Here is a 14,654-nt window from a genome sequence, read left to right as displayed (position 1 = left end):
CGCCGCGATCGGCCCGGATCGTGCCGACGACTACAGCCCGAACACCCACGGCACCATCAGCACGGTCACCAGCATCACCAGCAGGGTGAACGGCACGCCAACCTTGACGAAGTCGGCGAAGCGATACTGGCCAGGCCCCAGCACCAGGGTGTTGACCGGCGACGACACCGGTGTCATGAACGCCGCCGACGCCGCCAGGGCCACGGTCATGGCGAACGGGTAGGGCGACATGCCCAGCTGCTGCGCGGTGCTCACCGCCACCGGGGCCATCAGCACCGCAGTTGCGGTATTGGAGATGAACAGCCCGATCAGCGCCGTCACGGCGAACAGGCAGGCGAGGATCACGCTGGGTCCGGCGCCGCCGAGCGCACCGACCAGCGCTCCGACGGCCAGGTCGATGCCACCGGTCTTCTGCAGAGCCAGGGCAAAGGGCAGCATACCGACGATCAATACCAGGCTCTGCCAGTGGATCGCACGGTAGGCGCTGTTCATGTCGATGCAGCGCCCGGCGCCCATCAGCAGGCAGCCGATCAGCGCGGCGATGACGTTGGGCACCAGGCCGCTGACCATCAGCCCGACCATCACCGCCAGGCTGATCAGCGCATAGGGCGCCCGGGCGCGCGCCGGCGCGACCTGGTCGATTTCCGCCGGCAGGCTCAGCACCAGGAAATCGCGCGGTTTGCCCTGCAGTTGGCGTACCGCCTTCCACGGGCCGACCACCAGCAGGGTGTCGCCCAGGCGCAGCTTTTCTTCCACCAGTTGCCCTTCGATGGCTTGCTGGTCACGGCGCAGGCCGACCACGTTGAGGTCGTAGCGGGTACGGAAGGTCAGTTCGAGGATGCTCTTGCCGATCAGTTGCGAGCCGGGCGGCAGCGAGACCTCCGCCATGCCCAGCTCCTGGGACTGGTCGATGAAGTAGGCGGCCTTGAAGTGCAGGGGCTCGAGCAGCATGGTCTGGCACAGGCTGCGCAGGTCGTCGCGGTTGGCGAACAGGTCCAGCAACAGCACGTCGCCCTGCTGCAGCAGGGTGCCGGAGTCGGCGCTGATCACCCGGGTGGTGAACTTGTGTTGGCGCTCGATGCCGATCACGTTGGCACCGTGGCGGGTGCGCAGCTCCAGCTCGCCGAGGGTGTGGCCGATCAGCGGCGAATGGGGGCGGATGCGCAGGCGCCGTTCGCGACCGTTGAGCTTGTAGTCCAGCACCAGGTCGAGCAGGGTGCGGCGGCTTTCGACCCGGCCGTCCTTGCGCACCTCGCCGTTGAGCCAGTGGCGGGTCAGCAGCATGTAGCCAATCCCGAGCACCAGCACCACCAGGCCGAAAGGGGTGAAGCTGAAGAAACCGAAGCCCTGTTCGCCGTGGCGCACCAGTTCGCTGTGCACCACCACGTTTGGCGGCGTCGCCACCAGGCTCAGCATGCCGCTGATCAGGCCGGCGAAGCTCAGCGGCATCATCAGCCGGCTGGGCGAAAGCTGCTGGCGCGCGGCAATGCTCAGCACCACTGGTATGAAGATCGCCACCACGCCGGTGGAGCTCATCACCGAACCCAGGCCGGCCACGGCCACCATCAGCAGCACCAGCAGGCGCGCCTCGCTGTTGCCGGCGCGCTCGCTCATCCATTCGCCGATGCGGTAGGCGATGCCGGTGCGCACCAGCCCTTCGCCGATCACGAACAGCGCGGCGATCAGCACCACGTTGGGGTCGCTGAAGCCGGCCATGGCCTGCTCCACGGTGAGGATGCCCGACAGGGGGAGGGCGACGATCACCAGCAGGGCGACCACGTCCATGCGCGGGCGGTTGAGGATGAACAGGACGACGACGACGGCCAGCAGGCCAAGGACCCAGAGCAGCTCATGGTTCATGGGGAGGGGGTGTTCCTTCACACAGGCACGAAAGACAATGGCTCTAGTGTGGCAGCTTGACGCGACCGCGTCGTTGACGTGCTGCAGTGTTTTGCCGGGTGATGACCGGGCAAGGGGCAGGGGCGGGCCGGTCGGCGGCCCGCTGGAGCAGTCGCTAGCGACCGCGCCGCCGCGACACCCGCGCCTCGATGTTCTTGCGCCCGATCAACAGCGGCGGTTTCTCCACCACCGGCTCGTCGGCCAGCCATTTGTACATCACCAGGCAATCGACCAGGCCCAGCTCGCCATGGCGGTAGGCCTTGGGCAGGCGGCCGACGGTCTCGAAGCCGAGCTTGTGCCACAGCGCCACGGCCACTTCGTTGGTCGCCACCACCGAATTGAACTGCAGGGCAAGGAAGCCTTCCTGGCGGGCGAGCTTCTGCGAATGCTCGCACATCAGCCTGGCCACGCCGCGGCCACGGGCGTTTTCGCACACCATGTAGCCGCAGTTGCCCACATGCCCGCCAGGGCCGGCGGCATTGGCCTTGAGGAAGTAGGAACCGAGCAGTTCGCCGTCTGCCTCGGCCACCAGGGTGCGCAACGGGTTCTCCAGCCACAGCGTGCGGGCCTGGTCGATATTCAGGGCGGGGTCGAAGGCGTAGGTCTGGCGAGCCTGGACAATGGCCTGGAAGGTCGGCCAGAAGCGCTCGAAGTCTTCCGGGGTCATGGGGCGGATCTGGATCATGGCGGTTCCTGCACGGGCTTAGCCGCCAAGTCTGGGTGTCAGGGCGTCGTCGCGCAAGAGCGGCGACGCCTTGGTGTGTCAGGCGCCGGCCTTGCCCACCGCGTCCAGGGCCCGGGCCGAGTAGACCAGTGCCGCGCCGGCGTTCATCGCCACCGCCACACCCAGGGCCTCGGCGATCTCCTCGCGGGTGGCGCCATGCTTGACCGCCTGTTGCGAATGCACGGCGATGCAGCCGTCGCAGCGGGTGGTGACGGCCACGGCCAGGGAGATCAGTTCGCGGGTCTTGGCGTCCAGGTGGTTGGTCTTGGCCCCGGCGCCACTGGCGGTCATGTAGCCGGCCACGGTATCGGGGGACAGTTGCTTGAGATCGCCGATGCCGGCCATCAACTGCTTACGGTAGGCGTCCCAGTCCATCATGCTCATCGTCTTCACCTTGTCAGGTTGGCAACAGGAGCTTTCAGGCTAGTCGAAGACGGGATTTGCAGCGGGGAAAACACTCGCCGGGCAAGCCCGCTCCCACTGTTGGCAGGAGCGGGTTTGCCCCGCGAGGATGACGACCGGATCAGATGTAGATGAACACCAGCACCAGCGCCGCGACCACTGCCCACTTCTCCAGGTAGTAGCGGGTGCGGTTGCGCTTTTTCATGGCCTTGCCGCGTTCACGGATCTTGTAGATGCGCGTGAACAGACGGTTGATGCCGCCGGTCTTGTCATTGGCGTCGTTGGGCGCGGCAGCGGCGGCCATCACGTTGCGGCTGAACCAGCGGTTGAACGCGGCTGCCCAGCGGTACTTGAGCGGGCGCTCGACGTCGCAGAACAGGATGATGCGGTTGTGCTCGGTGGTGTTGGCGGCGTAGTGGATGTAGGTCTCGTCGAACACCACGCCCTCACCGTCGCGCCAGGAGTACTTCTCGCCGTCCACGTCGATGTAGCAGCCATCGTCGTTGGGCGTGTCCAGGCCCAGGTGGTAGCGGTACGAGCCGGCGTAGGGGTCGCGGTGGCGCACCAGCTTGGCGCCCGGCGGCAGGGTGGCGAACATCGCTGCCTTGACCGTGCCGATGCCTTGCAGCAGCTCGGTGGTGCGTGGGCACAGGGTCATCGCCGAGGGGTGGCTCTCGCCGTACCACTTCAGGTAGAAGCGCTTCCAGCCGGTCTTGAAGAACGAGTTGAAGCCGACATCGTCATAGTTGTCGGACTTCTTGATCTCGCCGGCCTGCAGCAGTTGCTGGCCTTCCTTGCGGATCTCCTGCCAGTGGTCCTGCAGCACCTGCAGCTCGGGGAAGGCACTGACCGGCAGGTAAGGCTTGGCCGGGTGCTTGGAGAACAGGTACAGGAAGGCGTTGACCGGGGCCAGGAAACTGGAGTGGTCGCCCAGCTGGCGGGTCAGCTTGTGACGCACCCGACCGCGCAGGTGAACATAGGCGATCGAGAGGACGAAGATTAGTACGAGTGCAATTTTCATGGACGTTTACTTGTCGAAAAATGGCCATGCGCCATGGCGTAAGCCAGCCAGCATAAACAATCGTGGCGTGGGTTTGTACTTATTGTTACGACGAAACCGCCCGACTTAGGTGGCATGGCCTACAGCTTGCGCAAACGATTCATGTGCATGAGTGGGGATTTTTTGACGATCCGGCGTTTACACTCGGGTGGCCGTCCATCCAGCAAGGAACTCCCGATGATCCAGGACGCACGCCCCAGCGGGGCCCCCTTCAAGCGGCTGTTCTTCGCCCTGGCGCTGGGCGACGAACAGCGCCGTGGCATCAGCCAGTGGCGGCGTGGCCTGGGCCTGCGCAGCGGCAAGCCGGTACCGAGCGAGAACTTCCATGTGACCTTGCTGTTCCTGGGCGATGTCGATGCCGCCCAGGTGCCGGCGGTGTGCGCCGCAGTGGATGCGCTGCGGCTTCCTGAAGCCAAGCTGCGCCTGGTCCTCGACCAGTTGCAGGTGTGGCCACGGGCTTCGGCGTTGGTGCTGGCGCCCGCGCAGGCGCCGTTGGCCCTGCGCCAGCTGGTGTACGACTTGCAGCAGGCGCTGCTGCCGCTGGGCATCGAGCCGTCGGTGCGTGAGTACCGGCCGCACCTGACCCTGTCCCGGGATTTTCGCGAGCCATTGCCGGAGGCGGGCGAGGCGCCGACGTTCCACCTCATCGCCCGCCACTTCACCCTGTACGAGTCACGCAAGGGTCGCTACTGGCCTTTGGCCGAGTGGTCCCTGGCGCAGTGAAAGTGACGGTCGATGCCCAGACCGTCGAGGAAGTCCTGGTCGTGGGAAATCACCAGCAGCGCGTTGGGGTAATCCACCAGCACTTCCAGCAGGTGGGTGCGCATGCGCAGGTCGAGGTTGTTGGTCGGCTCGTCGAGGATCAGTAGCTGCGGGGGCCGGGCGGCGATGCAGGCCAGGGACAGGCGCGCCTTCTCGCCGCCGGACAGGCCCGTCACCGGCGCCTGCACCGCATCGGCCTGGCGGAACAGGAAGTCCGCCAGGTGCGCACGTAACTGTTCCTGTGGCCAGTCCGGCACTAGTCGCGCCAGGGCCTCTTGCACATTGGTATCGGCAGGCAGGGTGTCGTAGTGCTGGTCGATGTAGCCGATCTGTTCGGGCGCCGGCAGCAGCCAGTCACCACGGCGCCAGACCCGCGGATCGCCAAGGATCGCCCGCGCCAGGGTGGACTTGCCGCTGCCGTTGTTGCCGGTCAGGGCCAGGCGTTCGCCGCCGTCCAGCTGCAGATCGATACCACTGAGCACCGGCGCGTCGGCGTAGCCGACGCTGCCGCCACGCACCTGGATCAGCACCCGCGAGGACTGGCCCGTCGCCGGCAGGTGGAAGCGTGGCACGATCACCGGCTCCGGGCGCAGCTCGGCCAGCTGTTCGCCGAGCTCGCGCTGCTGCTGCAGGATCTGCGCCTGCTTGCGCCCGGCCGTGGTGTTGCCGCGGCCCAGCTTGGTCGGCGAGCGCACGGTCGCCCACTTGCTGTTCTGGATCGCCTTGACCCCGCGCTTGCGGGCGCCGGCGGCGCGGGCCTGCTCCTGCATCAGCGAGTCGTGGGCATCGTCGCGGGCGCGGCGCACCTCGGCGATGCGCTTGTCGAGCACGCCCCGTTGCAGGTCGCGCTCGGCCATGTAGTCGGCGTAGCTGCCGTTGAACACGTCCAGGCGCCCGTGGTGCAAGTGCCAGAGCGTGTCGCAGGTCTGGTTCATCAGCGCCACGTCGTGGGTCACCAGCACCAGGGTGCCATGGAAATGCTCGAGCATGCGTGACAGCGAGCGGCGGTTGGCGGCGTCCAGGTGATTGGTCGGCTCGTCCAGCAGCAGCAGGTCGGGGCCCAGGGCCAGTGCCTGGCTCAATGCCTGGTTGACACGCTGGCCGCCGCTGAGCGACGACTCGCCGTCCAGTACCTGGGCCACATGGCCGACACGCAAGCCACCGTGGCGCTCGATGTGCCCCTCGCTGGGCGCCAGGCTGCCCAACAGCAGGCGCAGCAGTGAGGACTTGCCGCTGCCGTTGTCGCCGATGATGGCGATGCGCTGCCCCCACTCGATGCGCGCGTCGAGTTCGCTGAAGAGGTGTTTGCGGCCATGGTGCATGCCCACGCCGTGTAGTTCGATCATTGCCATGGGATGGTGGCCCTCCTGGCCACGTTCGCGCTTGATCGGCAGCGCACATGGGCGCGGCCTGCCTTGGCAAGCGCCCAATAAAAAACCCGCCACGAGGGCGGGTTTTTTTGCAGCTATCCGAAAATTACTCCGGACGAACCTGCGCAGCCTGCATGCCCTTCTGGCCTTTTTCGGCTACGAAGGAAACAGTTTGGCCTTCTTTCAGGCTTTTGAAACCGTCGGTTTCGATGGCCTTGAAGTGTACGAACAGGTCGTCGCCGCCGCCTTGAGGAGTGATGAAGCCGAAGCCTTTTTCATCGTTGAACCACTTGACGGTGCCGGTTTGGCGATTGGACATGGGGTGAATCTCCAGAAACATGATTTTTTATCGGGGTGCAGTGTCGCCTAAGCTTCAGTGGCACCGACGACACTATAGTCTAATTCTTCGCATCTAGCCCCTATTACCTTCGCAGGATGTTGATCCAGGGCAAAAGATGCGACGGATCGCCGGAAAATCCGGCCTATTTCGGCTTGCAGCTGGCCTGAACCACCTGCTGGGCCTTCTGCATCAGCTTGGCGTCTACGCCGTCCTGGCTGTCGAGGTCCTCGATCTCCTTGTCGTTGAAATTCTTCTTGATGGCTTGGGCACCACACTCGCAGTGCTTCTTGGCTGTCGCCGCATCCACGCCTTGGCCGCTCGCCACTTGTTGGCACTGCGCCATATAGGACGCTTCCTTGCCGGCGGGAAAATTGCCTGCGTTGGCAGCCAGGGGCAGCAGCAGGGCGCTCGCGGCGCAGGCAGCCAGAAGGGACTGAAGTCGCATAACCGGACACTCCTTGGTTAATGGTCTCATCAAGAGTAGGTTGCTTCAGAAAGTCTGATAGGAAATTTTCCGCAAGAGTTCACCGCCACGGCGTAAATTCCAAATATTTCTGCCGGCCGCTCTAGCCCCGTGCTAGCATGCCTCCCTTGCGCCACGCCCTGTGCGGGCGCATTTCTTTTTATACCTTCCAGTCACTCTGGTTCGTCCCTGGCAGGCCGAAAGGTCTCTGCCACTGTGAGGCAGGCTTTCCCGCGGGAAAGGCAGGGCGGATCTTGTACTGGCTCATCCCAACCCACGTGACCTTTGGTAGGGGTCACCACTAGGAGAGGAGGCGCCATGCCCGTTATTACTCTTCCCGATGGCAGTCAACGCACGTTCGACCAGCCGGTATCCGTAGCCGAAGTCGCCGCCTCGATCGGCGCAGGCCTGGCCAAGGCCACCCTGGCCGGCAAGGTCGACGGCAAGCTCGTCGATGCCTGCGACAAGATCGACCACGACGCCACCCTGCAGATCATCACCCCTAAAGATGAAGAGGGACTGGAGATCATCCGTCACTCGTGCGCCCACCTGATCGGCCACGCAGTGAAGCAGCTGTACCCGACCGCCCGCATGGTGATCGGCCCGGTGATCGACGAAGGCTTCTATTACGACATCGCCTACGAGCGTCCCTTCACCCCGGACGACCTCGCCGCCATCGAAAAGCGCATGCAGCAGCTGATCGACACGGACTACGACGTCGTCAAGAAGATGACCCCGCGCGCCGAAGTCATCGACGTGTTCACCCAGCGTGGCGAAGACTACAAGCTGCGCCTGGTCGAGGACATGCCGGATGAACAGGCCATGGGCCTGTACTACCACGAAGAATACGTCGACATGTGCCGTGGCCCGCACGTGCCGAACACCCGCTTCCTGAAAGCGTTCAAGCTGACCAAGCTGAGCGGCGCCTACTGGCGCGGCGATGCCAAGAACGAGCAGCTGCAACGCGTGTACGGCACCGCCTGGGCCGACAAGAAGCAGCTGGCCGCCTATATCCAGCGCATCGAAGAAGCCGAAAAACGCGACCACCGCAAGATCGGCAAGCAGCTCGACCTGTTCCACCTGCAGGAAGAAGCCCCGGGCATGGTGTTCTGGCACGCCAACGGCTGGACCGTGTACCAGGTGCTCGAGCAGTACATGCGCCAGGTCCAGCGCGAAAACGGCTACCAGGAAATCAAGACCCCGCAGGTTGTCGACCGCATTCTGTGGGAGCGTTCCGGCCACTGGTCCAACTACGCCGAGAACATGTTCACCACTTCGTCGGAAAACCGCGACTACGCGGTAAAACCGATGAACTGCCCGTGCCACGTGCAGGTGTTCAACCAGGGCCTGAAGTCCTACCGCGACCTGCCGCTGCGCCTGGCCGAGTTCGGCGCCTGCCACCGCAACGAGCCGTCCGGCGCGCTGCACGGCATCATGCGCGTGCGCGGCTTCGTGCAGGACGATGCGCATATCTTCTGCACCGAAGAACAGGTGAAGAAGGAAGCCGCCGACTTCATCAAACTGACCCTGGACGTGTACAAGGACTTCGGTTTCACCGACGTCGCCATGAAGCTGTCGACCCGTCCGGCCAAGCGCGTGGGCTCCGAAGAGCTGTGGGACCGTGCCGAAGGCGCACTGGCCGACGCCCTGAACGAGTCGGGCCTGGAGTGGGAATACCAGCCGGGCGAGGGCGCCTTCTACGGTCCGAAGATCGAGTTCACCCTGCGCGACTGCCTCGGCCGTAACTGGCAGTGCGGCACCCTGCAGTACGACCCGAACCTGCCCGAGCGCCTGGACGCCAGCTACATCGCCGAAGACAACAGCCGCGTGCGCCCGGTGATGCTGCACCGCGCCATCCTCGGTTCGTTCGAACGCTTCATCGGCATGCTCATCGAGCACTACGCCGGCGTGTTCCCAGCCTGGCTCGCCCCGACCCAAGCCGTAATCATGAACATCACCGACAAACAGGCCGATTTCGCCCTCGAGGTGGAAAAAGCCCTGAACGGTAGCGGATTCCGTGCCAAGTCGGACTTGAGAAATGAGAAGATCGGCTTTAAAATCCGCGAGCATACGTTGCTGCGGGTCCCTTATCTTTTGGTTATAGGGGATCGCGAAGTCGAAACGCAAACCGTCGCTGTGCGCACCCGCGAAGGCGCAGACCTGGGCTCGATGCCCGTCGCGCAGTTCGCTGAGCTGCTGTCGCAAGCGGTTTCCCGGCGTGGTCGCCAAGAATCGGAGTAATGACTATTAAGCGTGAAATGAGAAACGATAAACGAACTGCACCGAAAGCCCCGATCAACGAGAATATCTCGGCACGCGAGGTTCGGTTAATTGGTGCTGACGGCGAGCAGATTGGCATCGTCTCGATTGATGAAGCGCTGCGTATCGCTGATGAAGCGAAGCTGGATCTGGTGGAAATCTCTGCAGACGCGGTACCGCCCGTCTGCAAGGTGATGGACTACGGCAAGCACCTCTTCGAGAAGAAGAAGCAGGCCAACGAAGCCAAGAAGAACCAGAAGCAGATCCAGATCAAAGAAATCAAGTTTCGTCCAGGGACGGAAGAAGGGGATTACCAGGTAAAACTACGCAACCTGGTACGTTTCCTTAGCGATGGGGACAAGGCCAAGATCTCTCTGAGATTCCGCGGCCGTGAGATGGCCCACCAGGAGCTGGGCATGGAGCTGTTGAAGCGGGTCGAAGCTGACCTCGTGGAATACGGCACCGTTGAGCAGCATCCGAAGATGGAAGGACGCCAGCTTATGATGGTCATCGCCCCCAAAAAGAAGAAGTAATCTCCCGGGCACGGCAGGCCTGATGATTATTGTGTAATTTTTATTCGAATGCGGAGTTCCAACATGCCAAAAATGAAAACCAAGAGCGGTGCTGCGAAGCGCTTCCTGAAGACGGCTTCCGGCTTCAAGCACAAGCACGCTTTCAAGAGCCACATCCTGACCAAAATGTCGACCAAGCGTAAGCGTCAACTGCGCGGTGCCAGCTTGCTGCACCCGTCTGACGTGGCAAAAGTCGAGCGCATGCTGCGCGTTCGTTAATTCTGGTTAAGATAGAGGAAGTTACTCATGGCTCGTGTTAAGCGCGGCGTTATCGCTCGTAAGCGTCACAAAAAAATTCTGAAACTGGCTAAAGGCTACTACGGTGCACGCTCGCGCGTATTCCGCGTTGCCAAGCAAGCGGTCATCAAGGCAGGCCAATACGCCTACCGCGACCGTCGCCAGAAGAAGCGTCAGTTCCGCGCACTGTGGATCGCTCGTATCAACGCCGGTGCCCGCACCAACGGTCTGTCGTACAGCCGTCTGATTGCTGGCCTGAAAAAAGCGTCGATCGAAATCGACCGCAAGGTTCTGGCTGATCTGGCAGTGAACGAAAAAGCGGCGTTTGCTGCGATTGTCGAGAAGGCTAAAGCCGTACTGGCTTAAGTACCCACGACAATCATCCGGCGGCGCCTGCGCCGTCGGGTGTAAAACGTCATCGGATAGGGGAAGAGCCTTCAAAAGCTCTTCCCCTATTTTCGTATCTGGAGTCTGTACATGGAAAACCTGGACGCGCTGGTCGCCCAAGCCCTCGAGGCCGTGGAACGCGCTGAAGACATCACTACCCTGGAACAGATCCGGGTCCAATATCTCGGCAAGAAAGGCGAGCTGACCCAGGTGATGAAGACCCTGGGCAACCTGCCAGCCGAAGAGCGCCCCAAGGTCGGCGCGCTGATCAACGACGCCAAGGAACGCGTCACCGACGTGCTCAACGCACGCAAGGCCGCCTTTGAAGAGGCCGAGCTGAACGCTCGCCTGGCCGCCGAATGCATCGACGTGACCCTGCCAGGCCGTGGCCAGACCACCGGCGGGCTGCACCCGATCACCCGTACTCTCGAGCGCATCGAGCAGTTCTTCACCCACATCGGCTACGGCATCGCCGAAGGCCCTGAGGTCGAAGACGACTACCACAACTTCGAAGCGCTCAACATCCCCGGCCACCACCCGGCCCGGGCGATGCACGACACCTTCTACTTCAACGCCAACATGCTGCTGCGCACCCACACCTCGCCGGTCCAGGTGCGCACCATGGAAAGCACCCAACCGCCGATCCGCATCGTCTGCCCAGGCCGTGTGTACCGTTGCGACTCGGATATCACCCACTCGCCGATGTTCCACCAGGTCGAAGGCCTGCTGGTCGATCGCGGCATCAACTTCGCCGACCTCAAGGGCACCATCGAAGAGTTCCTGCGGGTGTTCTTCGAGAAAGAACTGGCCGTGCGCTTCCGCCCGTCGTTCTTCCCCTTCACCGAGCCGAGCGCCGAAGTCGACATCCAGTGCGTGATGTGTTCCGGCAAGGGCTGCCGCGTGTGCAAGCAGACCGGCTGGCTGGAAGTGATGGGCTGCGGCATGGTCCACCCGAACGTGCTGCGCATGTCCGGCATCGACCCGGAAGAGTACCAGGGCTTCGCCTTCGGCATGGGCGCCGAGCGCCTGGCCATGCTGCGCTATGGCGTCAACGATTTGCGTCTGTTCTTCGACAACGACCTGCGGTTCTTGGCTCAATTCCGCTAGGCCCAATCGACGCAACTTTCAGGAGAACAGCATGAAATTCAGTGAACAGTGGCTGCGCGGTTGGGTAAACCCGCAAGTCTCCCGTGACGAACTGGTCGCCCGCCTGTCCATGGCCGGCCTCGAAGTCGACAGCGTGACCCCCGCTGCCGGCCAGTTCAGCGGCATCGTGGTGGGCGAGATCCTCACCACCGAACAACACCCGGACGCCGACAAGCTGCGCGTGTGCCAGGTAAGCAACGGCGCAGAGACCTTCCAGGTGGTCTGCGGCGCCCCGAATGCCCGCCCAGGCATCAAGATCCCGTTCGCCATGATCGGCGCCGAACTGCCGGGCGACTTCAAGATCAAGAAGGCCAAGCTGCGCGGCGTCGAATCCTTCGGCATGCTCTGCTCGGCTTCCGAGCTGCAGATCAGCGACGAGAACGACGGCCTGCTGGAACTGGCCGCCGACGCCCCGGTTGGCCAGGACATCCGTCAGTACCTGAACCTGGACGACGCCAGCATCGAGATCGGCCTGACCCCGAACCGCGGCGACTGCCTGTCCATCGCCGGCCTGGCTCGTGACGTCAGTGCCCTGTACGACGTGCCGGTCACCCGCCCAGTGGTGCCAGCCGTACCGGCTGCCCACGACGAAGTGCGCCCGGTCGAAGTCAGCGCCCCGGCCGCCTGCCCGCGCTACCTGGGCCGCGTGATCCGCAACGTCGACCTGAGCAAGCCGACCCCGCTGTGGATGGTCGAGCGCCTGCGCCGCAGCGACGTGCGCAGCATCGACGCCGCCGTCGACATCACCAACTACGTGATGCTCGAACTCGGCCAGCCGATGCACGCCTTCGACCTCGCCGAAATCAACGGCGGCATCCGCGTGCGCATGGCCGAGGAGGGCGAGAAACTCGTCCTGCTGGACGGCCAGGAAGTTGCCCTGCGCGCCGACACCCTGGTGATCGCCGACCACACCCGCGCCCTGGCCATTGCCGGCGTGATGGGTGGCGAGCACAGCGGCGTCAACACCGAGAAGACCCGCGACCTGTTCCTCGAGAGCGCCTTCTTCGAGCCGATCTCCGTCGCCGGCAAGGCCCGTTCCTACGGCCTGCACACCGACGCCTCGCACCGCTACGAGCGCGGCGTCGATTCGCAACTGGCCCGTGAGGCCATGGAGCGCGCCACCGCCCTGGTGCTGCAGATCGTCGGCGGCGAAGCCGGCCCCGTGGTCGAAGCCGTGAGCGAGCAGCACCTGCCCAACATCGCGCCGATCACCCTGCGCGACGAACGCATCACCCAGATGCTCGGCATGCAAATGCAAGCCGCCCAGGTCGAGCAACTGCTCAACGCTTTGGAGCTGAACACCAGCGCCAACGGGGCAGGGGAGTGGACCGTTACGGTCCCAAGCCACCGCTTCGACGTCAGCCTGGAAGTCGACCTGATCGAAGAGCTGGCCCGTCTGTACGGCTACAACAACCTGCCGGTCCGTTACCCGCAGGCCCGCCTGGCCCCGCAAGCCCGCCCGGAAACCCGTGGCGAGCTGCCGAACCTGCGTCGCCTGCTGGTTGCCCGCGGCTACCAGGAAGCCATCACCTACAGCTTCATCGACCCGAAACTGTTCGAGCTGTTCACCCCAGGCGTCGAGCCGCTGCTGCTGGCCAACCCGATCTCCAACGACATGGCCGCCATGCGCGCCTCGTTGTGGCCGGGCCTGGTCAAGGCCATGCAGCACAACCTCAACCGCCAGCAAGACCGCGTGCGCCTGTTCGAAAGCGGCCTGCGCTTCGTCGGCCAGCTCGGTGACCTCAAGCAGCAACCGATGATCGCTGGCGTCGTCACCGGTAGCCGCCTGCCGGAAGGCTGGGCCAACGGCCGCGACAGCATCGACTTCTTCGACGTCAAAGCCGACGTGGAAGCCCTGCTGGGTTACTCCGGTGCCCTGAGCGACTTCACCTTCGCCGCCGGCAAACACCCGGCCCTGCACCCCGGCCAGACCGCCCGCATCGAGCGCGACGGCAAGGAAGTCGGCTACCTCGGCGCCATCCACCCCGAGCTGGCCAAGACCCTCGGCCTCGACCGCCCGGTGTTCGTCTTCGAGCTGGTGCTCGGCGATGTAGTCGAAGGCCGCCTGCCGAAGTTCAGCGAACTGTCCAAGTTCCCGGAAACCCGTCGTGACCTGGCTTTGATCGCAGGTCGTGATGTAGCTTCTAGCTCGGTGCTTGAAGTAATTCGTGACAATGCGGGCGAATGGCTCACAGACCTCAGGCTGTTTGACGTCTACCAGGGTAAAGGCATTGATCCTGATAGAAAAAGCCTGGCGGTCGGCTTGACCTGGCAACATCCATCGCGCACTCTTAACGACGATGAGGTGAATGAAACCCTGCAAACCATCCTCACCTCGCTTGAACAAAGGTTGAACACCACGTTAAGGAAATAACGGCATGGGTGCTCTGACGAAAGCTGAGATGGCCGAAAGGCTGTACGAGGAGCTGGGGCTTAACAAGCGTGAGGCCAAGGAGCTGGTCGAGCTGTTTTTCGAAGAAATTCGGCACGCGCTTGAAGACAACGAGCAGGTCAAGTTGTCCGGTTTCGGCAACTTCGACCTTCGCGACAAACGCCAGCGGCCGGGCCGCAACCCTAAAACAGGGGAAGAGATCCCGATCACCGCGCGCCGCGTCGTCACCTTTCGTCCAGGGCAGAAGCTGAAAGCCCGGGTAGAGGCCTATGCTGGAACCAAGCCATAACGACGAGCTGCCCCCCATCCCGGGCAAACGCTACTTCACCATCGGTGAAGTCAGCGAGCTCTGTGCGGTAAAACCGCACGTGCTGCGCTACTGGGAGCAGGAGTTCACGCAGCTCAACCCGGTGAAGCGCCGTGGCAACCGGCGGTATTACCAGCGCCAGGACGTGCTGATGATCCGCCAGATCCGCGCTTTGCTGTATGACCAGGGCTTTACCATTGGCGGGGCGCGGTTACGGCTCTCCAGTGATGAGGTCAAAGATGAGTCCAGCCAGTACAAGCAGCTGATTCGGCAGATGATTGCGGAGTTGGAGGATGTGTTGGTGGTGCTCAAGAAGTGACCAAAGCCGACGAGT

General features: G+C 63.4%; 16 protein-coding genes. 9 read left to right on the top strand and 7 right to left on the bottom strand.

The window, feature by feature from the left end:
* Positions 1-30: 30 nt before the first annotated feature.
* From AAHK21_RS03155 to lpxO, 4 genes are all read right to left on the bottom strand, one after another.
* Positions 31-1,860 (bottom strand): SLC13 family permease, encoded by a 1,830-nt coding sequence (locus AAHK21_RS03155; protein WP_367856389.1) that lies wholly within the window; start codon positions 1,858-1,860, stop codon positions 31-33.
* A 154-nt stretch (positions 1,861-2,014) separates the two neighbouring features.
* On the bottom strand, positions 2,015-2,584 hold the full coding sequence (locus tag AAHK21_RS03150; protein ID WP_023633214.1) for a GNAT family N-acetyltransferase: 570 nt from the start codon (positions 2,582-2,584) through the stop codon (positions 2,015-2,017).
* Between the two features lie 78 nt (positions 2,585-2,662).
* Positions 2,663-3,007 carry a carboxymuconolactone decarboxylase family protein gene (locus AAHK21_RS03145; protein WP_046856072.1) on the bottom strand — a complete coding sequence of 115 codons (345 nt, stop codon included), beginning with the start codon at positions 3,005-3,007 and terminating at the stop codon, positions 2,663-2,665.
* A gap of 139 nt (positions 3,008-3,146) precedes the next feature.
* On the bottom strand, positions 3,147-4,046 hold the full coding sequence (gene lpxO / locus AAHK21_RS03140) for a lipid A hydroxylase LpxO (protein ID WP_023632669.1): 900 nt from the start codon (positions 4,044-4,046) through the stop codon (positions 3,147-3,149).
* Positions 4,047-4,262: 216 nt separating this feature from the next.
* Here lpxO and thpR point away from each other — a divergent pair, with 216 nt between their 5' ends.
* On the top strand, positions 4,263-4,808 hold the full coding sequence (gene thpR / locus AAHK21_RS03135; RefSeq protein ID WP_367856388.1) for an RNA 2',3'-cyclic phosphodiesterase: 546 nt from the start codon (positions 4,263-4,265) through the stop codon (positions 4,806-4,808).
* Here the strand turns inward: thpR and AAHK21_RS03130 are convergent.
* The 3 genes from AAHK21_RS03130 to AAHK21_RS03120 all read right to left on the bottom strand — a co-directional run bounded on the left by AAHK21_RS03130 (position 4,772) and on the right by AAHK21_RS03120 (position 7,002).
* Positions 4,772-6,199: an ATP-binding cassette domain-containing protein gene (locus AAHK21_RS03130; protein ID WP_367856387.1), complete on the bottom strand. Its 1,428-nt coding sequence runs from the start codon at positions 6,197-6,199 to the stop codon at positions 4,772-4,774. The genes thpR and AAHK21_RS03130 overlap by 37 nt on opposite strands.
* A gap of 124 nt (positions 6,200-6,323) precedes the next feature.
* Positions 6,324-6,536: a cold-shock protein gene (locus AAHK21_RS03125; RefSeq protein WP_007956027.1), complete on the bottom strand. Its 213-nt coding sequence runs from the start codon at positions 6,534-6,536 to the stop codon at positions 6,324-6,326.
* A gap of 163 nt (positions 6,537-6,699) precedes the next feature.
* On the bottom strand, positions 6,700-7,002 hold the full coding sequence (locus tag AAHK21_RS03120) for a hypothetical protein (protein WP_046856070.1): 303 nt from the start codon (positions 7,000-7,002) through the stop codon (positions 6,700-6,702).
* Positions 7,003-7,338: 336 nt separating this feature from the next.
* On the opposite strand from AAHK21_RS03120, the gene thrS reads away from it, so the two are divergent.
* From thrS to AAHK21_RS03080, 8 genes are all read left to right on the top strand, one after another.
* Positions 7,339-9,261: a threonine--tRNA ligase gene (gene thrS, locus AAHK21_RS03115; RefSeq protein WP_046856069.1), complete on the top strand. Its 1,923-nt coding sequence runs from the start codon at positions 7,339-7,341 to the stop codon at positions 9,259-9,261.
* On the top strand, positions 9,261-9,812 hold the full coding sequence (gene infC, locus AAHK21_RS03110; protein ID WP_172670897.1) for a translation initiation factor IF-3: 552 nt from the start codon (positions 9,261-9,263) through the stop codon (positions 9,810-9,812). Before thrS ends, infC begins: the two co-directional genes overlap by 1 nt.
* Before the next feature lie 63 nt (positions 9,813-9,875).
* Complete coding sequence (gene rpmI / locus AAHK21_RS03105) at positions 9,876-10,070, top strand: 50S ribosomal protein L35 (protein ID WP_003250667.1); 195 nt, start codon at positions 9,876-9,878, stop codon at positions 10,068-10,070.
* 27 nt (positions 10,071-10,097) lie between these two features.
* Positions 10,098-10,454: a 50S ribosomal protein L20 gene (gene rplT / locus AAHK21_RS03100; protein ID WP_003250671.1), complete on the top strand. Its 357-nt coding sequence runs from the start codon at positions 10,098-10,100 to the stop codon at positions 10,452-10,454.
* Positions 10,455-10,565: 111 nt separating this feature from the next.
* Positions 10,566-11,582 carry a phenylalanine--tRNA ligase subunit alpha gene (gene pheS / locus AAHK21_RS03095; RefSeq protein ID WP_023629191.1) on the top strand — a complete coding sequence of 339 codons (1,017 nt, stop codon included), beginning with the start codon at positions 10,566-10,568 and terminating at the stop codon, positions 11,580-11,582.
* A 31-nt stretch (positions 11,583-11,613) separates the two neighbouring features.
* Entirely contained in the window at positions 11,614-13,995 is a 2,382-nt protein-coding gene (pheT, locus tag AAHK21_RS03090; RefSeq protein ID WP_367856386.1) for a phenylalanine--tRNA ligase subunit beta, read from the top strand.
* 4 nt (positions 13,996-13,999) lie between these two features.
* Complete coding sequence (gene ihfA / locus AAHK21_RS03085) at positions 14,000-14,302, top strand: integration host factor subunit alpha (protein WP_009394049.1); 303 nt, start codon at positions 14,000-14,002, stop codon at positions 14,300-14,302.
* Entirely contained in the window at positions 14,283-14,639 is a 357-nt protein-coding gene (locus tag AAHK21_RS03080; protein WP_023629031.1) for a MerR family transcriptional regulator, read from the top strand. The genes ihfA and AAHK21_RS03080 overlap by 20 nt, the downstream gene beginning before the upstream one ends.
* Positions 14,640-14,654: the final 15 nt, after the last annotated feature.

The organism is Pseudomonas sp. TE50-2 (assembly GCF_040813665.1).
Taxonomy (GTDB): Bacteria; Pseudomonadota; Gammaproteobacteria; order Pseudomonadales; family Pseudomonadaceae; genus Aquipseudomonas; species Aquipseudomonas soli.
Note: the sequence above shows the minus strand (reverse complement) of the source record. Positions and strands in the feature narration are given on the sequence as shown.